Source organism: Leclercia adecarboxylata (genome assembly GCF_006874705.1).
Classification (GTDB): Bacteria; Pseudomonadota; Gammaproteobacteria; order Enterobacterales; family Enterobacteriaceae; genus Enterobacter; species Enterobacter adecarboxylatus_C.
Window position 1 is genome coordinate 4,611,787 of the sequence record NZ_CP035382.1, and the last position, 24,504, is coordinate 4,636,290.

The window sequence follows — 24,504 nt, forward strand, 5'->3', positions numbered from 1 at the left end:
TAGAAAAACAACGTAGCATCAATGCTGGACGAGAATTTTGGAATGCCAGACGTATGTTTGGTCGTATCGCAATTTCGAGAGAGTTGAACTCAAATCTGCGTGATAAAGCTGGTCGTGAAGGCTTTATCGATAACCGCGCAACTAAGGTTTTGCGTGAGGTCGTAAAAAACATACTGAAACGAGCAGCTTACGAATTTTTTGGGAGTAATGCGGTTCTCCGAAAAGAACTTCTACCTGACATTAAAGCTCAAAATGAAAAAGAAAAAGCTGAAAATGAACGAAAGAAGCTCGCAAAAACAAACGCTCAAAAATTTCGGTCACGATTAAAAATGAACTTACCACTTTTGGTATCAATGATTTCTGAGACGCAGAATTTATTGGCTAATGCTCATATCAAATGTGAACAGGACCTAGATGATACGCAAACACTGATAAGTGAATTAAATATGCGGTTGGCTGATTTAAGAGTAGTTGGAGCTCCAGCAAAACTAGGGGCTGTGGAAGAGGATTATCGCTCATTCAGAGCTATGTATGCTGAAATGCTTGAGCGTATCCGAGCTCTCGAAGGGAAACGAGCAATTGCGATTCAGAATATAAATCCAGCAAAACCAGAAGATATTGCTAGAAAACAACTTAATAGTCACGCCAGCAGATTACAGGCACGTCTTAAAAGTTGGCGAAAGTCGATTGATAATATACAGGAAACGGAGAGAGAAAGAGTTTCAGCACTCTTTGACGAACGTAATAAGGCTTTTCATCTTGAAACAATGCCTTTAGTTGATCAAGTACGATTGGGCATTCTTGGTCTTGATCAAGTACTAGAAGAGATGAAAAATATTTACACAAAACTTGATGCTGAAAATGAAGATACTTTTCAATCTTATTTAAACTCTCTTGAATTGATGAGTGAAAATATCAATATCGAGCTGATTGCTAGGCAAGGGACAGCAGATAACATTATCTTACGAGACGATTTAAATCGTCTCAATCAAGTTGCTCAATTGGGAATAACTGTTGAAATACTTGGGCATGAACTAACCAACAACGAACGAATGGTTAGAGAAGGGCTAAGACAAATTCGTTCTGCGGGAGCGATTCCAGGTACAAATCTAATCATAGAAGGATTTGAGGCAATTAGTCAACAACTTGAGTTTCTATCTCCATTAAAAGTATCAGGCAACAAAACCCGTCGAGAAATTAATGGTAGAGAAATTGAAAATTATATCATCAGCTTTTTTGAAACGGTCTTGCGAAACAGAAAAATCAAAATACATGCGTCGGATGAATTTCGTATGTTTTCGATATATGAGCAACCATCTCGTTTGTATCCTGTTTTCGTTAATTTAGTTAATAATAGTGTCTATTGGTTGGTTACTACACAAACCTTAGATCCTGAAATTTATCTTTCGACTAAAGATAGGAAGATAATAGTTTCCGATAACGGACCAGGTATCAACCCAGTTGACCAAGATAATCTTTTTAAAATGTTCTTTACTCGGAAATCCAGTGGGGGAAGAGGTATTGGATTGTATCTCTGTCGAGTAAATTTAATGGTTGGTGGCCATTCTATTGAGTACGCAACAGAGCGTAAGTTTAGGCCACTAGATGGAGCTAATTTTATGATCGAATTTAAGGGAGCTAATTTTGGCTGAGGCAAATACTTTGCAGGGTTTGGTTAGCGAAGCTTTCATCGCTCCGCTACGATCTGTATTAATTATTGATGATCAATACCCTACTTGGGAGGAAATATTTAACTCTAAGATTGAAGGACAAGAAAATTCTCCGCAAATAGAAGAAATCTCAAGCAAGAAAAAGTGGAAAAATTCAGATATTGCAATCGAAGTTATGAACTTGATAAAAGAATTTCGTAGTCGAAAACCAGGTTTTATTATTGATATTCATGATGGAGTTTCATCCAATTCAGCTCTAAAAACAGCTGGTAGCGAATCTGCAAGCCAACTGGCTAATCATCTTCATCAATCAGATTTATTAATTTTAGATTATAATCTCGAAGGTGCTGAAGCCGGAACGGGAGGGGAAATTGCACGCAAAATTCTATCTTCTGTTTTAGATAATCAAAATTTTAATTTGGTAGTAGTTCATACAAGCGAGGAGTTAGATAACGTCATTTATGAGTGCCTTCGTTCACTAATGATGAGTTGTACATCTCAATATGATGATAAATGTAAAGAACAAATAAATATTTTAGATGACTTGATTACTGAAAAAGAAGATGCAGACGAGTTTGATAGATCAATTATCGAAGAAAAGCTTGATATGGCTTCTTACTTCCAAGCACGACATCCTGATGGTGGCCTGCAAAAAGCTCTTGGCGAGTTTATGAGTGGTAGAGGTAGCTATGCTAGCTTAACTGCATGGGCAAATGAATTAACACTAAGACCACAACAAAAGAAATGGTTCTTTTATTGGGCAATACAGTTATTTGAGGCTAGATATCTTGCAGAGTTTACTGTTACTCCGCCAATAGGCTTATCATGGAATATTTCCAACACCTGTAGGTGGTTACGTACTTCCAAAGGGTTTGTATGCTTCGTAAGCAAAGGTCCAGAAAATCTATTAACAGAGCTCGAGAATGCATTGGTCGATTGGAAGCCTACCCCATCTCGTTTACTATCGGCAAAATTCCGTTATGAGATTAGCCGGATAGGTGCTGAAGTTGAAGATGCTTCATTAAAGCAGAAACATGCGTTTGCTAAATTCTATGAGACAATACGTGATCCTGGTTTAGCTGGCTTACCAAAAGAACAAATTGAAGTTCTACGTCATTATAAACTAAAAGATCATGTATCTCGCCAATCTGAAATGTTGTCATTTTTGGTTGAAGAAAATGTTGCTGACTTTGGTAAAAAAATATATGAAGTTGACGCTGCAACTGGCTTTACTTTCAAAGACCATTATCGGGTAAGTCTGGACACGGCTTCCGATAATAAAACTGCAATTAACCAATATAATCGCTATGTTTGCTGCTTACCAACAAAAGAAGATATATTAGATAAAACTAGAACAGAACAACTAGATAGCGGACATGTTTTTAAATTGGACAATACTTGGTGGGTGTGCGCAACTCCTGCTTGTGATTTACAACCTGGCCAGAACACTATAGCCTTCAAAAAAGGTAGTGATATAAATCTGCGTCCTTTTACTGCAATCAGACTTCACCCTGTTACTAATTTGGATGAACTTACAGCCTCTCATATTAACACCGGTTCATATTGCTACGTTGAGTACGAAGGAAATATCTTAGGGCTTGGGGTCAAGTCTCCAAAAGACGATACTACTACTCCTGCAATTCAAAAAGTTGATTGGCGTGCATTCGTAGCACAGCGAGGGGGGGTAATCGAACATGGGAAACTTTCATTATTAGAGCTTCAACTCGAACTTGATGAGATGAAAATTAAGAGTGAACAAAAAGAAGCTCAAGTAATCGCGAAATTACGTTATGAATATGCCCTAAATTATATTCAACGCATTGGGGTAAGTGTAAGTCGCATTGGCCTGGGATATGTATCACCCTTACCAGAATAAAAAAAGAATCAAGTGTTACTGAAGATAATGAAGTTATCATTCCTTGAGTAACACTTATTTTGTTCACTTAATTTTAACCAAGCATTAAAATACATTAATCAACCCCATAAATTAATACTGATTTTCTTAGCAATGATAAAGTAACAAGATATATGGAAGGATAAGGGTTCCTTAGAGAGAAATTATCTTGGGAAATTTAACCTTATCTATGGTTGTTACTTTAGTTCCGTACTGAATTTATCAATTTATAAAAAACCACATCCATATTTAAATAATTCAACTCTATTTTTCTTCAATTATCTGGGGCAGACGATTCTATTACTTTATGCTCTGAAGAGTCATTTTACTTACAAACATAAAAACCTGGGCCGCAACGCGGCCCCGGCCCTCTAACCTTTCGGACCTATTCCTTAACCCGCGCCCGCTTCCCTCTCTGCTCTTCATTACTTTCAGCAGTTTCCACCAACGCAAAACTAAAATTCACCTCCGTATGCTCCCCGTCAAGATCCCGCTGTTTAGCTACGGCACTGTCCGTAATCTTCACCGGATCCGCAATCAGCTCCGCCCTCGTCGCAAAGGCAAAGTCATCCCACAGATACTCATCCCCGTTCAGGTTGATCTGCGTGGTCAGGTGCTTATACCCCGGTGCCGAGACAAAGAAGTGCACGTGCGCCGGGCGGTTACCGTGGCGGCCAATGGCTGTCAGCAGCTTCTGGGTTGGGCCATCCGGCGGACAGCCGTAGCCGCACGGCACGATGCTGCGCACCGCATAGCGGCCGTCTTCACCGGTACGGATGCGGCGGCGCAGGTTATATTCGCTCTGGGACTGGTCGAAGAACGAGTAGCCGCCGAGGGTGTTGGCGTGCCAGATATCCACGATCGCGCCCGCCACCGGCTTACCCTGCAGATCGGTCACCTGGCCCTGCAGCCACATGGTTTCCGCCTGCTCCCGACCGTCGTCCATGCGGGCAAAGCCATCGCTCAGCGGCGCATTTGCCACGTACAGCGGGCCTTCGATGGTGCGCGGGGTTCCCTGGTTCTCGCCGGATGCCGCTTCTTTCTCGTCGGCACGCATATCCAGATAGTGCTCCAGGCCCAGGCCAGCCGCCAGCAGCGCCGCTTCCTGGCGACCGCCCAGCTCGTTGAGGTAGTTCACCGCCACCCAGAACTCTTCGTCGGTGACGTCGAACTGCTTGATGGTTTTGCACAGGTCGCTCAGCAGCTGGTGCATGATGTTTTTCAGACGATCGTTACCGCCGGTGGCGTTTAAGCCGCTGCTGATCGCCAGTAAGGATTCCAGTTCGGTTTGATGTGCAGGATTCACGGACATTGCATCTTCCTCTTTGTAGGGTTCAGTTTGTTGTTATGTCGACGACTACTGTTCGTTATGAATGGAGGACGGATGCGTACACAGGGGCTGCACGCTGATTTCCATCCAGGGGTAGAGCGGCAGCGCGGTCAGGATGTCGTGCAGCTCCTGGTTGTCCGCCACGTCAAAAATGCTGACGTTGGCGTACTGCCCGACCACGCGCCAGATGTGCGGCCATTTACCTTCCCGCTGTAAGCGCTGGGAGTAGGCTTTCTCTTTCGCTTTGATCGCTTCAACCTCTGCCGAAGGCAGCGACGACGGGATGTTGACCGTCATTTCCACTTTAAAAAGCATCGCGTTTTCCTTTTATTGACGTGCGTAATGACGCAGCTTGTCTTCATCGATCTCGACGCCCAGTCCTGGCCCCTGCGGTAACGTCACCTCTCCCTGGCTGAATTCCAGCGGACGTACCACGATGTCATCCTTCAGCAGCAGCGGGCCGAACATCTCGGTGCCCCACTGCATGTTTACCGTCGACCAGGCATGCAGCGAGGCCACGGTGCCGAGCGTCCCTTCCAGCATGGTGCCGCCGTACAGCGCCACACCCGCCGCCTGCGCCACGTGCGCCAGCTTCAGGGCCTGCGCCGGGCCGCCCGCTTTGGCGATCTTCAGGGCATACGCGCCGGTAAAGCCGCCGCTTGCGAGGGCGTAGCCGTCATGGCTGGTTGCCACCGCTTCGTCGGCGAGGATCGGTACCGCGAAACGCTGGCTGAGAGTGATAAGCCCCTGTCGATCCCAGAGCGGGATCGGCTGTTCCACCAGGTCGATCCCGCCGTCCTGCAGCCGGGTCATCCCTTTGATGGCGGTGGTCAGATCCCAGGCCTGGTTAACGTCGACCCGCACGCTCACCTCATCCCCCAGCGCGGCTTTGATCGCCAGGGCGTGTCGAATGTCCACATCCAGCCCGCGGGCGCCAATCTTCAGCTTGAAGGTGTTGTGCCGCCCTTCCGCCAGCAGGCGTTTACCCTCTTCAATGTCTTTTTGCGTGTCGCCGCTCGCCAGGGTCCACAGCACCGGCAGGCGTTGCGTCAATGCCCCGCCCAGCAGGGAGCTCACCGGCAGACCCAGCGCTTTACCCTGGGCATCGAGAAACGCGGTTTCGAGGGCGGATTTGGCAAAAGTGTTGCCCTTCACGCTGGCGTTCATCTTCTCCGCCAGGTCGGCCACGCCGTGGAACGACTGGCCGCACAGGAGTGGAGCCAGATAGGTTTCAATGGCGGATTTGATCGCCTCCGGGCTTTCGGCGCCGTAGCTCAGGCCGCCGATGGTGGTGGCTTCGCCCCAGCCGGTGATGCCGTTCGCGCACTCCATGCGGACAATGGTCAGCGTCTGGCAGCCCATGGTCGCCATCGACAGCTTGTGCGGGCGAATGGTCGGGATATCCACCAGCCAGCAGGCCAGGGATTCAATGGTGATGGTCATGTACAGCTCCTGCGGTTAAAAAGGTCACGACGTGGTGGTTGAACCCGGACGGGCAGGCCACGTTCGACAGGTGTGAGGCGGGCAAGGCGACGCATTCGGTCTGCTTCGCCTGGGCGGCAAGCCATTCGGCGTCCTGCACGGTAGTGACCGGATCTTCAGTACCGGCAATCACCAGCATCGGGCGCAGCATGGCGGCGACCTCATCGCGCAGATCCGCCGTTGCCAGCGCTTCGCAGCAGGCGGCATAGCCTTCGGTTGGGGTATCGGCGAGATCGTCGATCAGCAGCTGGACCATCCCGGGGTTCTGCTGGCGATACGCCGGAGTAAACCAGCGATCCGCCGCGGTGCTGGCGACCGGGCCCATCCCCTGCTGGCGCACGGTGGCCGCACGCTGCAACCAGCCTCTGGACTCGCCGATTTTTGCCGCGGTATTGGCGACCACGATGCGCGGAAAACGCGACGGGGCGTGGCGGTTGAGCCACATCCCGGTCATCCCGCCGAGAGAGATGCCGCAGTAAAAGGCGCGCTCAATATCCAGATGATCCAGCAGAGCGATCGCGTCCTGCCCCAGCAAATCAAGGGTGATGCCCTCTGCCGGAACCGGAGAGCGACCGTGCCCGCGGGTGTTGTAGCGCAGCACGCGGAAGTGTTGAGTAAAGTCGGCCATCTGCCCCTGCCACATCTGCCAGGTGGTGCCCAGCGAGTTAGAGAGCACCAGCACCGGGGCCTCTTCCGGGCCATCGAGGCGATATTCCAGATCCATTTACGCCTCCTCGGTTTCGGCGTTGAGGGCAAAGGTCAGCGCCACCGGGGTGACGGACTGGAGATACTCCGCCGTCACGTCGCCAAACAGCTCGCGCACCAGGATGCCCTGCGCAGTGATATCCATCACCGCCATATCGGTGTAGATCCGGTCGATGCAGGCCATCCCGGTCAGCGGATAGGTGCAAGCCTGGACGATTTTGCACTCGCCCTGACGGGTCAGATGCTCGGTCATCACATAGACGCGCTTCGCGCCAATCGCCAGATCCATCGCCCCGCCGACGGCAGGAATGGAGGACGGTTCGCCGGTGCTCCAGTTGGCCAGATCGCCGCGCTCGGAGACCTGATAGGCCCCCAGCACGCAGATATCGAGGTGGCCGCCGCGCATCATGGTGAAGGAGTCGCCGTGGTGGAAATAGCAGCCGCCCTGAAGCAGGGTCACCGGCTGTTTCCCGGCGTTAATCAGCTCCGGATCTTCTTCTCCCGGCGCAGGCGCAGGCCCCATGCCGAGAATGCCGTTTTCGCTGTGCAGGAAGATCTCGCGATCCGCCGGGAGGTAGTTGGCGATCCGGGTCGGCAGGCCAATGCCGAGGTTCACGTAGGCCCCTTCCGGGATGTCCCGCGCAATGCGCTCGGCCAGCTGTTGATGGGTCAGTTTATTCACGGGATCTCCTTATGCTGTCTGCGGCAGGCGAACGGGTGCGACCGTCACCACGCGTTGAACAAAAATCCCCGGCGTCACCACCGCTTCCGGGTCGAGTTCGCCGAGGGCGACCATCTCGCTCACCTGGGCAATGGTGCAGCTGGCCGCCGCAGCCATGATCGGCCCGAAGTTGCGCCCGGTTTTGTCATACACCAGGTTGCCCCAGCGGTCGGCCTTCAGGGCTTTGATCAGGGCGAAATCGGCTTTGAGCGGGTACTCGAGGACATAATCTTTGCCGTCGATGTGACGAATCTCTTTGCCCGCCGCCAGCTCTGTGCCAAATCCGGTGGGGGTGAAAATTGCCCCCAGGCCGCTGCCGCCCGCCTGAATGCGTGCCGCAAGGTTGCCCTGCGGCACCAGCTCCAGCTCGACTTCGCCCCGGCGGTAGAGGTCGTCAAACACCCAGGAGTCGGTCTGGCGCGGGAAGGAGCAGATCACCTTCTTCACGCAGCCGGCCTTCAGCAGCGCAGCCAGGCCGTAATCACCGTTCCCGGCGTTGTTGCTGATCAGGGTCAGATCCCGCGGCTGGCGGCGGATCAGGGCATCCAGCAGTTCGGCGGGCTGACCGGCCGCGCCAAATCCGCCCACCATCACCACCGCGCCGTCGAAAATGTCCGCCACGGCGGCATCGGCGGCGGCAATCCGTTTATCAATCATTTGCTTACCTCGTTGTTTTTATTCGTGGACGGCAGGCTGCGCAGGGCGATCCACGCCAGCAGCGCATAGGCCATCAGCAGCAGGGAGACCGGCCAGGAGGCGTCGAAATGCATCAGCAGCGCCACCGCCAGCATCGGTCCCAGACCGCCGGAGAAGATCGAGCCCACCTCATGCCCCAGCGCCAGGCCGGAGTAGCGCACGCGCACCGGGAACAGGTCGCTCATGATGCAGGGCTGAGTGCCGATCATCGCCCCGTGGCAGAACGGCAGGCCGAGCAGCATCGCCACCATGATCCAGCCGTAGTCCCCGGTGGAGAGCAGCCAGAAGAACGGGAAGGCCATCACCAGCAGACCCATCACGCCGATGTAGTAGACCGGCTTCAGGCCGATGCGATCCGAGAGCGCGCCCCAGAACAGGATCGAGAAGAACTCCACCAGCATCGCCAGGGTCACGGCGCTGATGATCTCCCCGGTGCCAATGCCGATGTGTTTGGCGTAGACCACCGAGAAGGTAAAGAAGATATAGGAGGCCCCGTTCTCCGGCAGACGCAGGGCGATGGCCTGGAGCAGCGCCTTCGGGTGCTCGCGGATCAGCACCATCAGCGGGATCTTCTCGTGCTTCGCCTCCGGTTTTGCCTGACTGAAAGCCTTGCTCTCGCGGATGTTTTTGCGGATATAGACCCCGACCAGGAAAATCACGATGCTGAGCAGGAAAGGCACGCGCCAGCCCCAGCTCATCAGGTCGTCTTCCGGCAGCTTCTGCACCAGATAAAAGGCGAAGGCGGAGAGGACAAACCCGCCGGACACCCCCATCTGGCTCCAGGCGGTAAAGTAGCCGCGACGCGACGCCGGGGCGTTCTCGCTCAACATCAGCACCCCGCCGCCCCACTCGCCGCCGGACGCCACGCCCTGTAAAAAGCGCAGGGTGATGAGCGAGATTGGCGCCCAGATGCCAATCTGCGCATAGACCGGCAGCAGGCCGATCACAAAGGTGGTGGCTCCCATCAGGGTCAGGGTCATGATCAGCGTCATCTTGCGGCTGTAACGATCCCCGATATGGCCGAAGACGATCCCGCCCAGCGGACGGGCAAGGAAACCCACCGCAAAGCCGGAGAAGGCCAGCAGCGTGCCCTGCATCGGGTCGCCGCCCACCGGGAAGAACAGCGGCCCGAAGACCAGCGCCGCGGCGGTGCCGTAGAGGAAGAAGTCATACCATTCCAGGGCATTGCCCAGCACCGAGGCGATCACCAGCTTGCGCAGCTGTCCGGCATCCTGTGCGCCCGCAGCCGGGGCAGCAGTTGTTTGAGTCTCAACATGGCTCATCCGCGTTACCTTTTATTTTGGGTGTTACGCTTCCAGGTCATGCCCGACGGCATGGTAGCGACGGTTAAAGTAAACGAGGCCGCGCGGCGTTTCGCTGATGCGTATCGCCTGCACCTGGCAGTAGAAAACCGAGTGGCTGCCCACTTCATGGCAGGTATCGATCAGGCAGTCGAAGCTGGCGACGGATGAGCTGAGCACCGGTGCGCCGCTGGCCAGCACCTGCCAGGAGTCATACGCAAAGCGCTGCTCGGAGCGCAGGCTGGCGTTGGCGAACACCCCGGAGAGATCCTGATGGTCGCTGGAGAGCACGTTGACGCACAGGGCCCCGTTCTGCCTGAAGGGCGCGTGGGCAAAGGAGTTGCGGTTCATGCAGACCAGCAGCGTCGGCGGCGAGTCCGTAACGCTGCACACGGCGGAGGCGGTAAAGCCAAACTTGCCCGCCGGGCCGTCGGTGGTGATCACCGAGACCGCACTTCCCAGCTGTGCCATCGCATTACGAAATTCGGTTTGCAGTGTCATAAGGGTTTCCTCACAGATCGATAACTAAACGGGCGCTTTTCGCCCGGGAACAACACAACAAAATCTGGTCGCCGTCGGCTTTCTCTTCGTCGGTCAGGTAGCTGTCGCGATGGTCCGGCTCGCCCTCCAGCACGTCGGTCAGGCAGCTGCCGCAGATCCCCTGTTTGCAGGAGACGCACACCTTCAGCCCGGCCAGTGCCAGCGCCTCGACGATGGTCTGGCTCTCCAGCACCTGCACGGTGATGCCGCTGGCTGCCGCGAAGACTTCGAATGCCGCGCCGCCGGTTTCGACTTCGGCGCTGAAACACTCCAGATGCACCTGCTCCGGGCAGTAACCCAGGGCCGCGGCCTGTTCAGTAACGGCATCCATCAGCCGCGTCGGGCCGCAGGTGTAGACGTGGGTATTGGCCGGGACGTCGGTCAGCACTGCCGCCAGGTTCAGCCGCCGGGTGTCGCTGAAGTGCAGCTGAACGCGGTCGGCCCAGGCCGCCTGCTCCAGTTGCGTAATAAAGGCCGCCCCATCGCGGGTACGGGCGCAGTAGTGCAGGCTGAAAGAGCGCCCGCAGGCGTGCAGCTCGGCGGCCATCGCCAGCATCGGGGTGATGCCAATTCCGCCGCCAATCAGCAGGCTGTGGCTGGCTGACGCATCCAGCGCAAACAGGTTGCGCGGTTCGCTGACCGGGATCCGATCCCCCACGTTGAGGGCGTGGGCGGCAAGGGAGCCCCCCTGGGATTGGGTATCTTTCAGAATGCCGAGCTGGTAGTGCTGGCGATCTTCAGGGTCGCCGCACAGGGAGTACGGACGCACCAGGTCGTCTGCCAGATGCAGATCGATATGCGCCCCCGCGCTGAAGGCCGGGAGGTCGATACCCTCAGCATGCGCCAGCGTCAGCAGGACCACCTCGCCCTGCAACTCCCGCCTGATAACCTGTAATGTCAGCATGTTGACTCCTTAACGCATAAACAGACCGCCGTTGATGTCCCAGGTCGCCCCGGTGACAAACGACGCCTGTTCGGATGCCAGCAAGGCCACGGCCTGGGCGACAAACTCTGCTTCCCCTAGCTGGCCCACCGGGATCGTTTGCAGCAGCCCGGGCATCTTCTCTTCCGGCACCAGGGCGTGAACCATGGGCAGATCCAGCGGGCCCGGGGCGATGGCGTTGACCGTTACGCCGGATTTGCTCAGCTCGCGGGCAAAGATTTTGGTCAGGGTCAGAATGCCGCCCTTCGAGGCCGCGTAGTGGGCCCCGGAGGCAGTGCCGCCGTTCTGCCCGGCCAGCGAGGCCAGATTAATGATGCGACCGTAGCCGCGGGTGGCGAAGTAGCGCCCAAAGGTCTGACAGCCGACAAAGGTGCCGCGCAGGTTGGTGGCGATCACCCGGTCGAACTCCTCGACGTCAATCTCCATCACCGGGGTGGCGAGGGTCAGGGCAGCATTGTTGACCAGCACCTCCAGGCTGCCGAAGCGTTCAATGGTCGCCTCGAGCGCCCGGGTGAAATCCTGCGGCTGGCAGATATCCAGCCCCAGCGCCAGCACCCTGCCCTGACCGTCATCGAGACGATCTGCGGCCTCCCGGGCGCGATCCACATCGACATCGGTCAGCACCACCTGATAACCCTGCTTCAGCAGATGAGCGGCAATGGCGTTGCCCAGACCGGCGGCGGCGCCGGTCACTAATACGGTTTGCGTCATGGACGGTTCCTCAGAGGATGTAGCCGATGCTGTGCAGCACATCGTCGCTGTTAACCAGGCGGATCACCTTCTGCGTAATCAGCAACCTGCCCTCCTGCGGCTTGAGGTGCCAGGTGATGTCCGCCGCGTAGTGGCGGCTGTGGCCTTTGCGGTGCTCCCACAGGGATTGCGCCCCGCGCACCACGATCAGATCCTCGCTGGACTCCAGCAGGCGGAAGCGCGACAGGGTGCGCAGCGTTCTGGCCCGCGGCGTAGTGGAGATTGACTCCCCGCTGTAGAGGCGCTTCACCCGGCGCTCGCGCATGTGGTGATCGTCGCAGGCGTAGTTAAGGGTGTTTTTGAAATCGTTCTCGTTCGGGTCGATCGGCACCACGTACAGGCCGTCGCGCTGCCACAGATCCAGCCAGGCGTTGAACTCGCCCTGGTCCAGCAGATCGCCTTCGAGGTTAATTACGGACATCGCCGCAAACAGCACAGAATCTGGCGTCATCATTTTTCGCTCTCCGTCATTAACTTTTTCCACTGCTGGTAGGCCGCACGCATCCCGGTTTCGGCGCTGACGTCGCTGCGCAGGCCGTCGTCAGTGCGGTACTCCCCGGCCAGGCCGCGGTTAAGCATGATCCACAGGTCGTCCCCCGCTGTGGCCCCGCGCTGGACGCGTTCCCAGGCCTCGGAGTCATCCGGGGTGCCAAAGCCCATCGGGCCCTGGAAGTGTTCGTGCAGACGCAGACGCGCCTGGTTGGCAATCTCCGGCCCGCCGTCCATGGTGATCACCGCGTGGTGAATTTCGGTTTCCATCACCGAGATCGGCTGCAGAACGCGGAAGAAGGCCATCGAGCAGGCGATGTTCGGGAACAGGTTGAGGTTGAAGCCAGAGCCGCCCACCGCCCGCACGATGCGGCGGACCTGCTCTTCGTCGTGCTCTTTGCGCAGTTCGTCCGCCAGCCCGATAAAGCGTTCCGGGATCGGCGCATCGAGGTTGGCTTCCAGATCCACCAGCTCGGGGATCATCACCATCACGCTGTGGCCGTTGCCGAGATCTTCGACATAGCCGCTGCCGTCCACAAAATTGAGCATCTCTTCGGTCTGCTTATCGACCGAACTGAGGAAGGAGCGGTGCACCACCGGGAAGTGGTAGCCGTCGGTGGTGTTCTCCAGCTGGATTTTCCAGTTGCCCGGGAAGCGGAAGCGGTGCGCAGGCCCGGTCTTGACCGGGTAGCCCGCCCCCTGCTTCATAAACAGATCCATCCACTTCTTCGCCGCGCCGAGGAAATCCTCCAGGGGTTCGATCTGCTCGTTAAAGGTGGCGAACACCATGCCCGCGTACTGCTCGGTACGCAGCGACACCAGCCCCAGTTCGTTTTTCTCCAGCTGGTCGGCGTAGCTTTCCGGGTGCGGCACGCCGCGCAGGCTGCCGTCGAGGGCGTAGCCCCAGCCGTGGTACGGGCAGACGAAGCTGTTGGTTTTGCCGGTGCGGTGTTCGCAGACGGTGGCCGCGCGGTGTCGGCAGCGGTTCAGCAGGGTGTGGACGGTGCCTTTGCGGTCGCGCACCACAATCACCGGCTGGGTGCCGATCTCGGTGGTTTTAAAGCTGCCGGTCTCCGGGATCTCGCTGACGTGCGCCACCCAGACCCAGGTTTTCGTGAAAATACGGTCCAGCTCCAGCTGGAACAGCTCATCTGAGGTATAGAGCGAGGTGTGGACGCGGTCCGCCTTCACCAGGGCCGCAATCTCTTCTCTGGTCGGGACGGGCTGCGCCGTGGTATCGATATTTTTGACATTGATGATGTGGTCACACTGCATAATCTGTCTCCTGCTCGTCGTCGGGGGTCTGATTGTTGTCGGGTACCGGGAGCGCATCCGCCGTCTGCCAGTGGCTTACCGGCCTGCTGAACAGGTTGCGGGTGGTGAAATGGTGGATGGTCATCTCCCCCGCCTCGCGACGGAAAATAATCTGCAACTCGGCCGCGTTCAGGTGCGCCCCTCCGGCGGTAAAGGCGGAGGTTTGCAGCATCAGCCAACGGCCGTGCAGCTCGCCGTCGGCATCCTGATACAGGGCTTCGGAACAGAGAAAGTGGGCATTGAGGGCGAAGTGCGCCGGGTGGCGGACGTAGCTCGCCATCATCGCCTCAATCGCCGCACGCCCCTGATGCCTGCCCAGCCGGGTGGCGTAGGGCTCCCCCACCCCTTCCCAGCAGGCGTCTGCGCTGAACAGCGCCCCGATGGCCTGTACCGTCTCCATGCTGTCCAGCCGATCGCACAGCCGCATGTAGTTGCTGATACAGACCCGGGCTGCCTGCTGATCCTCAAGCTGCTGTAAACGCAGCGCATCCTGTGGGCTCATGATGGGCTCCGTTATTGAATGATCAGTTCACGCCCGACGCGGGCTTCGATCTTGCAGTACTTCCACAGCTTGCTCTCGCCGTCGCCCACCGGGGTAGTGCGGAACAGGTTGCAGGCGGCCACCACGCTGTCGAGGTTGTCGGCATCGGCCAGCACGTAGGTGGTCCACGGGGAGGTCGTAGACGGGCCAACCATCAGACGGTCGTCGTCCATGTTGCCGATAACCCGGATGCCCTGGGTTTCGTCGATGCCTTTCATCATCACGCCGAACGCGCCCCAAACCTGTTTGGCTTCCGCCGGGGTGGCATCAAAGAAGTTCTGGTTCACGCCGATACAAAACAGCACGCGTAAGGTTGTTGTCTGGCTCATCTGTTGCTCCTTTCGTCAAAATTACAAATAACCCGGCAGAGGCTGGCCACCGAAATAGACCGTACCGGCGTTGAGATAAGAGAGGTCGCCCATAAAGGCGTGCTGGGTGATCACCATGGTGTCGCGCACGTAGCGTTGCAGCGGGCTTTTCATGGTGATACCGCCCATGCCGTTCAGCGCCAGCGCCTGGCGAGTGACCTCGGCGGCCACGCGGGTGACGTGGGTAGAGGAGAGCCGCAGGGCGTTGATCTGCTCGCTGGCGGGCTCATCCCCGGCGAGAATGCACTGCCAGACATCGTCGATGGCGTCGTAGAACCAGGCCCGGGCGGAGCGCAGATCCGCTTCGCAGCGGGCAATCTGCATCTGGGCCTGCGGGCGGTCGGCCAGCCGCGGGGCACCGGTTACCGACTGCTGACGATGGGCTATGGCATAGATTTCATTCAGGGCGGCGCGGGCCACGCCGAGCGCCACCACCGAGAGCACCTGAGTGGCGAGAGACAGCACCGGATAGCGATAGAGCGCCCCGTCGAGGTTAAGGGCGCCGCCGCGCACGAAGGTCCACTCCTGGGGCACAAAGGCATCGTTAACCACCAGATCGTGGCTGCCGGTTCCGGCCAGGCCGACGGTGTTCCACACCGGGTCGATCTGCACGCAATCACGCGGCAGAACCGCCATCCGCGGCAGAGGTTCGCCGCTTTCCGGCAGGATGCCGACGCCAAACACCGAGGCGCCCATGCTGCCGCTGGCAAAGCCCCAGCGTCCGCTGACCCGATAGCCGCCGTCGGCCAGCACTGCCTTGTGCGGCGGGAAGATACCGCCAGCGAAGACCACGTCCGGGCCGTCGCGGTAGAGCGCTTTCAGGGTGTCCTTTGGCAACGCCCCGAGATAAAACGGGCTCATGCCGAAGCTGGCGACCCAGCCTGCAGAGCCATCGGCGGTGGCGATCTGCTCGATCAGCTCACAGAACTGCGCCGGAGAGCACTCCTCGCCGCCATAGATTTTGGGGACCAGCGCGCGGTAGACGCCGACCTGCTTAAACCGGGCGATGATGTCGTCAGAGATATGACGCTGCTGCTCAAAATCGGCGCTGCGGGCCGCAACGTCATTCAGCAGTGGAACGAGCTCCTCACGAACATGAATGGCTGACATAGCTTCCTCCCGAAAAGAGTGTGCGGCCCGCAGAGAGACGAGCGCTGCCGCAATGAGTGGTACTCACTGAGTTATTGTTAAAACCGGGCGCGGTAAAACGGGATGGTTAGCGGCGTCGTCGTTCAGCCAGCCATTCGGCGGCCTGGATCAGCAGGCCCTCCTGCCCTTTGGCGGCGATCAGCTGCAACGCCACCGGACGGCCACCAAGCGTGCCCGCAGGCAGGGTCAGCGCCGGATGGCCGCTGAGGTTGAACGGGCGCACCAGCCGGGTGAGGTTGACCACGCTAAGCGGGTCTTTCGCCTCGTCCAGGGTCGGGGGCAGTTCCGGCAGGGTTGCCAGCGCCAGCAGCGGGGTTTTCGCAAGCCGGGCATCGACCTGGGCGGTGAATGCCCGGCGGATATCTTCAGCGCCATTCAGGGCGTCGGTATCAATGCTGGCTCCGGCGCGAATGCGGGTTGCCACGTCGGCAGACACTCTGTCGTCGCTCAGTAAGGGGTTAAAGGCCTGCCAGTTTTCGCGGCTGATGAGGGTCAGCCCGGCGCGATGAGCATCGCCCAGCAGGGGGAGATCAACCTGCTGCGGGCGCAGGTCCCACTGCGCGAGGAAATTCAGCAGCAGCGCGTCTATGTCGCTCGTGGCCGTCGGGATAAAGCCCATCGCGGGCAGCGTGGTCACGGGCGCGTCGACCGGAAGGGCAAGACGGGTCAGCACCTGGCGCAGGACGCTGCTGCTGCGGGCAAAGATGCCCACGCAGTCCAGCGAGCTGTGAGCGGGCATCACCCCTGCCCGGCTAAGCCGGCCGTAGGTGGGTTTTAAGCCGAGGATCCCGCAGCAGGCGGCGGGCATCCGCACCGAGCCGCCGGTATCGGTGCCGAGGGCGAAATCCACCTCACCGGCGGCCACCACCGCGGCCGAACCGCTGGAGGAGCCGCCGGGTATCAGGTCAGGGAAACGCGGGTTAATAGGCGTGCCGCCCCAGGGGTTAATCCCGGTGACGCCAAACGCCAGCTCATGCAGGGTGGTTTTTCCGGTCAGGACGCAGCCCTGTCCGAGCAGGGTCGCCACCACGTCGGCATGCTGTTCCGCCGCCGGGTTGGCCGCCAGTGCCGGACAGCCGGCGCGGGTCGGGAAGCCTGCGATGTCGAGGGTGTCTTTCACCGCGAAGCTGAGGTCGCCCTCGCCGAGGGTAAACCGTGCTACGTAACCATTGCTCTCAGTAACAGGCTGCATAATTCGCACCTTAGACAGAAAAAACGAATCATATTCGGGCGGGGCAGTCTTCGCTGCGATTCGACCCACGTGAACTCAGGTCAATGATGGAATATTTAGATGAATATTCAAGTAATTTTTCACGTTAATTTTACGTAAAAATAACATGGAAACATTTTTATAACACTTGCAGGCGAGAGGGGTATGATGATGATTAATAACAATTAAAACTGCACGGAAATGAAAAAAAAGCCGCGCTGGGACTCAGCGCGGCTTTTTATTAACTCATTGTTTTAAATTAGATTATCTGAAATTTTTAAGGCTGTCACAAATCCGCAATTCTCCCTGCGGCCGCTTCAAAGCTCGTTCAGGTTATCGAGTACCTTCGCCAGCGAGAGGTTCATTTTTTCCATCTGGGCGGCGGTCATCCCTTTAAAACCCTTCTCAAAAACCTTGCTGGTAAGGCGGTGCGCCTCGGCCACTTTTTCACGTCCGGTATCGGTGAGCATCACCTCGGTCACCCTGGCGTCCTGCACGCTGCTGGCGGTGGTCACCAGGCCGTCATCACGCAGGCGACCGACAATTTTGGTGACGGTCGGCATCTTGGTCATCGCATATTCGGAGATCTGCGAGATGCTGGCCTTACCGTACTGCTCGGTAATCATCAGCACCCGAAAGCGGGAAACATCGAGCTGCACCTTTTTCAGTGTGATTTCCATAACTTGCGTGTAGCGCGCATAGACATTAACGATCCAGTAGAACGGGAACTCTTCGCGATGAAAAGAGGAGCCGGTGTCTGACGATGGTGTGGTTTGACTCATGAAATGACGTTCCAGAAGTGATGCAATGGCCGCAATTATACCCGCTATTGTCCGCCCGCTATAGCCTCTTCACGCCCGGCAATGCCTTCTCTTATTACCTGCGCGCCACGAAAGCCGATCGATATCGCAATATGATTCGAAAACGCTACGTGATTAACAATTGCGTATCATTTTTCAAACATAACATTGACGTTTATGTGTGCGATTTCCTATACGTTAGCGCACGTGTTCAGGTTGCACGAAACAACAATACCTATAACCGCAATGTGGAGCTTTTCATGAACGAGAGTCCATCGCTGGAACAGACACGCGCTGACGTGCTGGCTCCACCTTCGCCTGCTGACGTCACGCTCGATCCGCGTCAACAGCGGGTGATCAAAAAGTTATTCCGCAGGCTAATCACTTTTTTGTTCATCCTGTTCGTCTTCTCATATCTGGATCGCATCAACATCGGCTTTGCCGGGCTAACGATGGGCAAAGATCTGGGCCTCACCAGCACCATGTTTGGCCTGGCGACCACCCTGTTTTACGTGATGTATGTTATCTGCGGGATCCCCAGCAACGTGATGCTGAGTATCGTGGGCGCCCGGCGCTGGATCGCCATTCTGATGGTGGTCTGGGGGATTGCATCAACCGCCACCATGTTCGCCACCGGCCCTGGTAGCCTGTATGTGCTGCGCATGCTGGTGGGGATCGCCGAAGCCGGCTTCCTGCCGGGCCTGCTGCTCTATTTAACCTTCTGGTTCCCGGCGCACTACCGCGCCCGCGCTAACGCCCTGTTTATGATTGCCATGCCGGTGACCATGGCGCTGGGCTCGCTGGCCTCGGGGTACATTCTGAACCTCGATGGGGTGATGAACCTGAAGGGCTGGCAGTGGCTGTTCCTGCTGGAAGGCTTCCCGTCAGTGATTCTGGGCTTCGTGGTCTGGTTCTGGCTGGACGACAGCCCGGACAAAGCCCGCTGGCTGACCCAGGATGACAAGGCCTGCCTGAAGGAGATGCTGGAGGCGGATCGCCTGAATGCTGAGAGCACCCAGCAGCGGGAGCGGGCCGCGCTGGCGCCGAAACAGGGCAGCCTGATGCGGGAGCTGTTCACCCCGACCATCATGCTCTACACCCTCGCCTACTTCTGCCTGACCAACACCCTGAGCGCCCTCAGCGTCTGGACGCCGCTGATCCTGCGCAGCATCAGCGAGGAGAGCAGCAACGTGACCATCGGGATCCTGAGCGCCATCCCGCAGGTCTGTACCATAGTGGCGATGGTCTGGTGGAGTAAACGTTCCGATAAGCGCAACGAGCGTAAAGTTCACACCCTGCTGCCGTACCTGTTTGCCGCCGCAGGCTGGATCCTGACCGCCACCAGCAGCGATCCGATGTTGCAGTTCACCGGGATCGTGATGGCTTCATCCGGTGCCTTTGCGGCGATGGTGATCTTCTGGACCACGCCGGACCGTTCTATTTCGCTGCGCGCCCGTGCCCTGGGGATTGCGGTGATCAACGCCACCGGGATGACCGGCGCCGCGCTGGGGCCGCTGCTGATGGGCTGGATGAAGGATGTCACCGGCAACTTCAACGCCGGGATCTTTATGGTGGCTGGTTTCCTGGTGCTGGGCGCGGTGGTGATTTCGTTGATTCCAATGAAAAATACCGCGCAGCAGTAGTGGCATCGCCGGGTGGCGGCTACGCCTTACCCGGCCTACGGTTTTTGTAGGCCCGGCAAGCGCAGCGCCGCCGGGCATGCAAACTTACTCCGCCGCGACCGGTTTCACCCGTACCCCGGCAAACACCATCACCATCGCTGCGACCAGCAGCACGCCGCTGGCGGTAAATACCCCGCTGGCCCCGTTGAGATCGAACACCGCCCCGCCCCCTGCCGCACCGGCGCCGATCGCCAGCTGGATCGCGGCGACCATGAGTCCGCCCGCGCTTTCGGCCTCGTCAGTGACGGTGGTCGCCAGCCAGGTTGACCAGCCCACCGGTACCAGACCGAAGGCGAAGCCCCACAGGCTCACCAGCAGGCCGTCGACCAGCGCCAGATGCCCAAAGGCCACCATCAGCAACGCCAGGATCCCCATCGCGAACGGCACCAGCGCCAGGGTAAGGCGCAGGTTGCGCGCCAGCAGATGCCCGGCAATAGAGGTGCCGACGAAGTTTGCCACGCCAAAGCCAAGCAGGATCAGGGAAATGGTTTCCACGCTCGCCTGCCCCACCGTCTCGAGGAACGGACGCAAATAGGTAAAGAAGGCGAAATGGCCGCTGAAGATCAGAATAGTCGCCAGCAGGCCACCGATCATCCCCGGACGACGCAGAACCCGCCACAGCGTGCTGAGGCTACCGCTGTTCTCCGGGCGCATCGACGGCAGTACCCACAGCTGCCACAGCAGGGCCAGCGCGCTGGGCACCACGCAGAGGATAAAGACGTTACGCCAGCCGATCAGGCTGCCGAGATAGCTACCCAGCGGCGCGGCCACCACGGTGGCAATCGACACCCCGGAGAAGATAATGGCCAGCGCCTTTGGCACGTCGCTGGCGGGCACGAGGCGCATCGCGGTGGCGGTGGACATTGCCCAGAAGCCGCCAATCGCCACGCCGAGCAGCAAGCGGCCCATCAGCAGGACGTGCAGCGTCGGCGCGAAGGCGACCATCAGGCTGGAGATAATTTGCAGGACCGAGAAGAACATCAGCACCCAGCGGCGGTCGATGCTTTTGGTGGCGGAGGTGATCAGCAGGCCGGTGACCAGCGCCACCAGCGCGGTGGCGGTCACTGACTGCCCGGCCACCCCTTCGCTGACGCCGAGACTGGCAGCCATGGGCGTCAACAGGCTGGCAGGCAGAAACTCGGCGACAATCAGGCCGAATACCCCCAGCCCCAGCGACCAGACCGCGCGCCAGGCGGGTCTGGCCGGGGCGCTGGTATCATTTGCGGCGATGGATGAATGCATTTGTACTACTCCCGTCAGGAAAATGTGATGTATGTCGCAAAGCATAGGCAGTTCACCGCGGACGATCTATGACATATAATCTCCACTTATTGATTATTCGTCCGGGAATCGAGAAATGACGCTCCAGTCGCCTGATTTGATCAGTGAGTTACTGCGCGGAATGCGCCTGTCGGGGGTGAAATACCGCCGGATTGAGGCCAGCATGCCCTTTGGCGTGGCCTTCAGCGCGGCCGCGGGAAAAGCCCAGTTCCACTTTATCAGCCGCGGTCCGGCGATCTTGCGGATGCACAGCGGAGCGCGCTTGGCGCTGAACAGCGGCGACGCGGTGTTTATCCCCAACGGCGATGCTCATGCCCTGCTCTCCGGAGACGACGCGACGGTGACCCCGGTCTCGGCCTTTCCCAGCGAGCCGATCTGCAACAGCGTCTGCGATATCCGCTGCGAGCCCTGCCCGGACAGCGACAACGTGGTGATATTCAGCGGGTGTATGGATTTCGATCTCGGCGGGATGCAGCCGCTGATCAAGGCGATGCCGGAGGTGATGATGGTCAGCCGTTTGATGACCACCTGGCCGGAGATCCATCCTCTGCTGGAGGCGATGGAGCGCGAGTCGATGACCCGTCAGGTGGGATTTGCCGGGATCCTCGCCCGGCTGGCGGACGTGGTGGCGGCGCTGATTGTGCGCGGCTGGGTCGAGGCCGGGTGCGGAAAAGCCACCGGCTGGATCCAGGTGCTGCGCGATCCGCGCCTCAGCCGGGCGATCTACGCCATGCACCAGCAGCCGGGAGTTAACTGGAGCGTGGCGGAGCTGGCAAAAGAGGCAGGAACGTCGCGGTCGGTGTTTGCCGAGCGGTTTCTCTCGGCTACCGGCACGACCCCGGCGAAATACCTGACCGAGCTGCGGATGCGGCTGGCGATCCAGTATATCGGCCAGGAGAATCAGGCGATTGAGACCGTGGCCCTGCGCCTCGGCTACGGCTCGCTGGCGGCCTTCAGCCGGGCGTTTAAGCGGATTGTCGGCCAGTCGCCGGGGGCATTACGCGAAGCCGGCCAGACCCCACAGGAGATCTGACCGGTTCGATTAGCGGTTAAAGCCAGCTCTGCTGCGACGGTGTGCCTTCGCTGCGCTCCTCGCGGGGCAGTTCGATGGTGAGCGTGGAAAGATGTTTTGACCACAGATCGGCCACCCATTTCACGCCGCGCGCGGTAAAGCGCGCCTGAGACCAGGTGTGCTGGTTTTCGCCCACGCCGCTGTGCAGCGTAAAATAGCCCGCGTCGATATGGTGCTGCGGCGGCACCAGATTGCCGCCGACGCGCTGCATGATATTGCGCTCCAGCAGGAACTCGCGGAACTGCGGCTCTTTTGCCTTGAGCATCTTACAGAGCTGACGAAAACCCATCGCCTCTTTCACTCTGACGAACTGGTCAAAAAACACCGCCTTTGGAGCCCAGAGCGCAAGCTGTTCCTCCGCCCGGTGGCATTTTTCATACTGCTCGGCCCAGGCGCGTGCCGCCGCCGCCGGGTTGGTAAAGTCCGGGATATTGGCGTTTCTCTCACGCTCCTGCCAGCGATCCAGCATGGCAGCCGTGAAGCCCGGGGAGATGCGTGAAACCGTCAGCAGGGAGTCGCGTTTGTTCAGCAAAAACTCCTGCCGCGTTTCACCTTCGCGCTCGTACAGACTGGCCGTTACCGGCTGCGAAAGACGCTGCGCTGTTTCCAGACTCTTCACCATGCGCTTCACCTCGGTATGGGCAATGCCGGTCATTTTTGCGATCTCACGGCTGCTGATGGTGGCAAGCTGGTTGTTGGACTGGAAATTTTGAACAGGAATTACCATAGGTTTCACCCCTCACTCATACATTACTCGGGTAATTTGCTCTAATAGTATACAAATACCTGTTCAAATATCCAGTATAATTTTTAAGCGTATCCCCGCAAAAGCAGGCCACGCCTAAGTTCCGGTAATCAGGACGGTTTTGGCTGCGTCGACAGACTTTCCAGCTCCCGCGCATCATGGCTACAGAAAAAAGTGATGTCGTGGGCATGGGTGCAGGAGAGCTCGCGCAGCCGCTGCTGGTTGCGCCGCCGGGCATCGTTGTCCATTGCCATCATCCACTGGTAAAAGCGCAGCCCGGGGGTACAGTGGCGCTGCGGCTGGCGCATCTCATCCCGGTAAAACCAGGCATCGCCGCCGTGGAGCAGCCACCCCTGCGGCTGCTGGATGGCAATCCCGGCGTGCCCCGGCGTGTGCCCGGCCAGCGGTACCAGCAGGATCTCCGGCGGCAGTCCGTTCAGGGCCGTTACCGCGTCGAAGCCAAACCAGCGCTCGCCCTGCACCTGATAGCCCTCCCAGCCAGAGGTGGCACTCCACTGCCCGGGGCGATAGCGCTCCCGCTGCAGCCAGCTGTGGCGCTGCTGCGCGGTGTCGATCTCCTGCTGCATTAAGTGGATGCGCGCGTGGGGGAAATCGGTCAGCCCGCCCGCATGATCGAAATCCAGGTGCGTCAGAATAATATGGCGGACGTCCGCCACGCTGAAGCCCAGCGCCTCGACCCGGGCGCGGGCCGTGAGCGACTCCCGGCGCTGGATGTTATTCAGCACCCGGAAAAAGCCAGACAGCCGGGAGGGCTCGCGCACGTCCCCCTGGCCGAAGCCGGTATCCACCAGCACCAGCCCGTCGCGCTCGGTTTCGATCAGCAGGCAGTGGCAGACCAGGTGCGCATGCAGCCCCTTGCTGAAACCGTCGTAAAACGCGCCGCCCAGCGGGCACATGCACCCGCAGTTAAGGTGATGGATCTTCATATCGCCTCCTCATCAACGTGATTGCGTCTGCTGACTCTGTTCGGACGTGCCAAAATGCGTAGTGTCGCCGTGACCGTGTTCACCGCTGCCCTGCACGCGCCGGAGCTGGATGACCTCGCCCTGCTGCCAGGCATTGGCGCCTGTCGCCACCGGGTGGGCAACGATATCGGCACGCTGGCGTTTAATCTCCTGCGTATCGATCCCCAGACGCCGATCGCGATCCGCCAGCAGCGCCGGGTCGAGCTGCCCTTCCCCGGTAAAGCCCATCATCAGGGCCGGGATGCCGAGCGGCAGGGTTTTGTCGCGATCCGTATGCCAGGTGTGCCAGGTTTTGCCGTAGGTGTTGACGATTTTGCTCATCAGCGCCTTGTCCGCCACCGCCGGCAGGCCGGGGGCCACCAGGCTGCCTGATTTCACTTCGTACTGATGGCTGTGCCAGAGCTTTTTCTCCTCCGGCGGCAGGGTATTAAACAGGCGCTCGCTGATGATGTACTCGACGCCCATCAACCGGGCATCCTTCGTATTACCGTCATAAATAACCGCCTGCATCACGTCTTCATTGAGCACCGTCACGTAGTGATGGGCCTCCATCTGTCCGTTTTTATCCCCGCTGTAAAAATGAAAGCCGTCGAGATACGCGCTGATGGCCTCCACCGGCGGGCGGGACTGAATCACCTGGGCGCCCGTTTCCAGGGTGCGCATTTTGGCGGAGGTGCTTTCACCGGGGATGGGGGCCTGCGGCGGTGAGTTGTTTGCCCCGCAGCCGACAAGAAGCAGGATGGCTGGAACGATCAAAGGTAAAGATTTCATTGGCACTCCCTTTCACTTAGCCTGGTTATGAAGGTAGTGCAGATGTGGGGATTGTTCCGGCATA

The 24,504-nt window shown here is 58.0% G+C and carries 25 protein-coding genes; 4 read left to right on the forward strand and 21 right to left on the reverse strand.

What is annotated here, in order from left to right; translation table 11 throughout:
• Positions 1-53 precede the first annotated feature (53 nt).
• Entirely contained in the window at positions 54-1,652 is a 1,599-nt protein-coding gene (locus tag ES815_RS23015; RefSeq protein WP_142489883.1) for an ATP-binding protein, read from the forward strand.
• Positions 1,645-3,546 carry a response regulator receiver domain gene (locus ES815_RS23020; RefSeq protein ID WP_142489884.1) on the forward strand — a complete coding sequence of 634 codons (1,902 nt, stop codon included), beginning with the start codon at positions 1,645-1,647 and terminating at the stop codon, positions 3,544-3,546. The genes ES815_RS23015 and ES815_RS23020 overlap by 8 nt, the downstream gene beginning before the upstream one ends.
• 403 nt (positions 3,547-3,949) lie before the next feature.
• On the opposite strand, the gene catA is transcribed toward ES815_RS23020, so the two are convergent.
• From catA to ES815_RS23105, 17 genes are all read right to left on the reverse strand, one after another.
• Entirely contained in the window at positions 3,950-4,876 is a 927-nt protein-coding gene (catA, locus tag ES815_RS23025; protein WP_142489885.1) for a catechol 1,2-dioxygenase, read from the reverse strand.
• Between the two features lie 45 nt (positions 4,877-4,921).
• Positions 4,922-5,209, reverse strand: coding sequence for a muconolactone Delta-isomerase (gene catC / locus ES815_RS23030; protein ID WP_142489886.1), 288 nt, complete (start codon positions 5,207-5,209; stop codon positions 4,922-4,924).
• A 12-nt stretch (positions 5,210-5,221) separates the two neighbouring features.
• On the reverse strand, positions 5,222-6,337 hold the full coding sequence (locus ES815_RS23035) for a muconate cycloisomerase family protein (protein WP_142489887.1): 1,116 nt from the start codon (positions 6,335-6,337) through the stop codon (positions 5,222-5,224).
• Entirely contained in the window at positions 6,321-7,100 is a 780-nt protein-coding gene (pcaD, locus tag ES815_RS23040) for a 3-oxoadipate enol-lactonase (protein ID WP_142489888.1), read from the reverse strand. The genes ES815_RS23035 and pcaD overlap by 17 nt, the downstream gene beginning before the upstream one ends.
• On the reverse strand, positions 7,101-7,763 hold the full coding sequence (locus ES815_RS23045) for a 3-oxoacid CoA-transferase subunit B (RefSeq protein WP_142489889.1): 663 nt from the start codon (positions 7,761-7,763) through the stop codon (positions 7,101-7,103).
• A gap of 9 nt (positions 7,764-7,772) precedes the next feature.
• Positions 7,773-8,459, reverse strand: coding sequence for a 3-oxoacid CoA-transferase subunit A (locus ES815_RS23050; RefSeq protein WP_142489890.1), 687 nt, complete (start codon positions 8,457-8,459; stop codon positions 7,773-7,775).
• On the reverse strand, positions 8,456-9,781 hold the full coding sequence (locus ES815_RS23055; protein ID WP_142489891.1) for an MFS transporter: 1,326 nt from the start codon (positions 9,779-9,781) through the stop codon (positions 8,456-8,458). The genes ES815_RS23050 and ES815_RS23055 overlap by 4 nt, the downstream gene beginning before the upstream one ends.
• A 24-nt stretch (positions 9,782-9,805) precedes the next feature.
• Positions 9,806-10,300, reverse strand: coding sequence for a flavin reductase (locus tag ES815_RS23060; protein WP_142489892.1), 495 nt, complete (start codon positions 10,298-10,300; stop codon positions 9,806-9,808).
• Between the two features lie 10 nt (positions 10,301-10,310).
• On the reverse strand, positions 10,311-11,243 hold the full coding sequence (locus tag ES815_RS23065; RefSeq protein WP_142489893.1) for a PDR/VanB family oxidoreductase: 933 nt from the start codon (positions 11,241-11,243) through the stop codon (positions 10,311-10,313).
• A gap of 9 nt (positions 11,244-11,252) precedes the next feature.
• A complete protein-coding gene (locus ES815_RS23070; protein WP_142489894.1) occupies positions 11,253-11,993 on the reverse strand; it encodes an SDR family NAD(P)-dependent oxidoreductase in 741 nt (246 codons plus the stop codon).
• Between the two features lie 10 nt (positions 11,994-12,003).
• Positions 12,004-12,483, reverse strand: a complete 480-nt coding sequence (locus tag ES815_RS23075) for an aromatic-ring-hydroxylating dioxygenase subunit beta (RefSeq protein ID WP_142490114.1) — start codon at positions 12,481-12,483, stop codon at positions 12,004-12,006.
• Positions 12,483-13,796 (reverse strand): Rieske 2Fe-2S domain-containing protein, encoded by a 1,314-nt coding sequence (locus tag ES815_RS23080; RefSeq protein ID WP_142489895.1) that lies wholly within the window; start codon positions 13,794-13,796, stop codon positions 12,483-12,485. The genes ES815_RS23075 and ES815_RS23080 overlap by 1 nt, the downstream gene beginning before the upstream one ends.
• The gene (locus ES815_RS23085; RefSeq protein ID WP_142489896.1) at positions 13,786-14,337 is read right to left on the reverse strand and encodes a nuclear transport factor 2 family protein; all 552 of its coding nucleotides are present in this window, start codon (positions 14,335-14,337) and stop codon (positions 13,786-13,788) included. The genes ES815_RS23080 and ES815_RS23085 overlap by 11 nt, the downstream gene beginning before the upstream one ends.
• A gap of 11 nt (positions 14,338-14,348) precedes the next feature.
• Complete coding sequence (locus tag ES815_RS23090) at positions 14,349-14,705, reverse strand: IacB protein (RefSeq protein WP_142489897.1); 357 nt, start codon at positions 14,703-14,705, stop codon at positions 14,349-14,351.
• Between the two features lie 21 nt (positions 14,706-14,726).
• Positions 14,727-15,854: an acyl-CoA dehydrogenase family protein gene (locus ES815_RS23095; protein WP_142489898.1), complete on the reverse strand. Its 1,128-nt coding sequence runs from the start codon at positions 15,852-15,854 to the stop codon at positions 14,727-14,729.
• A 106-nt stretch (positions 15,855-15,960) separates the two neighbouring features.
• On the reverse strand, positions 15,961-17,085 hold the full coding sequence (locus tag ES815_RS23100; RefSeq protein ID WP_142489899.1) for an amidase: 1,125 nt from the start codon (positions 17,083-17,085) through the stop codon (positions 15,961-15,963).
• 335 nt (positions 17,086-17,420) lie between these two features.
• On the reverse strand, positions 17,421-17,885 hold the full coding sequence (locus ES815_RS23105) for a MarR family winged helix-turn-helix transcriptional regulator (RefSeq protein WP_142489900.1): 465 nt from the start codon (positions 17,883-17,885) through the stop codon (positions 17,421-17,423).
• 278 nt (positions 17,886-18,163) lie between these two features.
• On the opposite strand from ES815_RS23105, the gene hpaX reads away from it, so the two are divergent.
• Entirely contained in the window at positions 18,164-19,546 is a 1,383-nt protein-coding gene (gene hpaX / locus ES815_RS23110) for a 4-hydroxyphenylacetate permease (protein WP_142489901.1), read from the forward strand.
• A gap of 84 nt (positions 19,547-19,630) precedes the next feature.
• On the opposite strand, the gene ES815_RS23115 is transcribed toward hpaX, so the two are convergent.
• Complete coding sequence (locus ES815_RS23115) at positions 19,631-20,827, reverse strand: MFS transporter (RefSeq protein ID WP_142489902.1); 1,197 nt, start codon at positions 20,825-20,827, stop codon at positions 19,631-19,633.
• 115 nt (positions 20,828-20,942) lie between these two features.
• Between ES815_RS23115 and ES815_RS23120 the strand changes: the two genes are divergently transcribed.
• Complete coding sequence (locus tag ES815_RS23120; protein ID WP_142489903.1) at positions 20,943-21,899, forward strand: AraC family transcriptional regulator; 957 nt, start codon at positions 20,943-20,945, stop codon at positions 21,897-21,899.
• Positions 21,900-21,915: 16 nt separating this feature from the next.
• Here the strand turns inward: ES815_RS23120 and ES815_RS23125 are convergent, their stop codons facing one another.
• The 3 genes from ES815_RS23125 to ES815_RS23135 all read right to left on the reverse strand — a co-directional run bounded on the left by ES815_RS23125 (position 21,916) and on the right by ES815_RS23135 (position 24,440).
• Positions 21,916-22,665, reverse strand: coding sequence for a phage antirepressor KilAC domain-containing protein (locus tag ES815_RS23125; protein ID WP_142489904.1), 750 nt, complete (start codon positions 22,663-22,665; stop codon positions 21,916-21,918).
• Positions 22,666-22,793: 128 nt separating this feature from the next.
• A complete protein-coding gene (locus ES815_RS23130) occupies positions 22,794-23,630 on the reverse strand; it encodes an MBL fold metallo-hydrolase (protein WP_142489905.1) in 837 nt (278 codons plus the stop codon).
• A gap of 12 nt (positions 23,631-23,642) precedes the next feature.
• On the reverse strand, positions 23,643-24,440 hold the full coding sequence (locus ES815_RS23135) for an OBAP family protein (RefSeq protein WP_142489906.1): 798 nt from the start codon (positions 24,438-24,440) through the stop codon (positions 23,643-23,645).
• Positions 24,441-24,504: the final 64 nt, after the last annotated feature.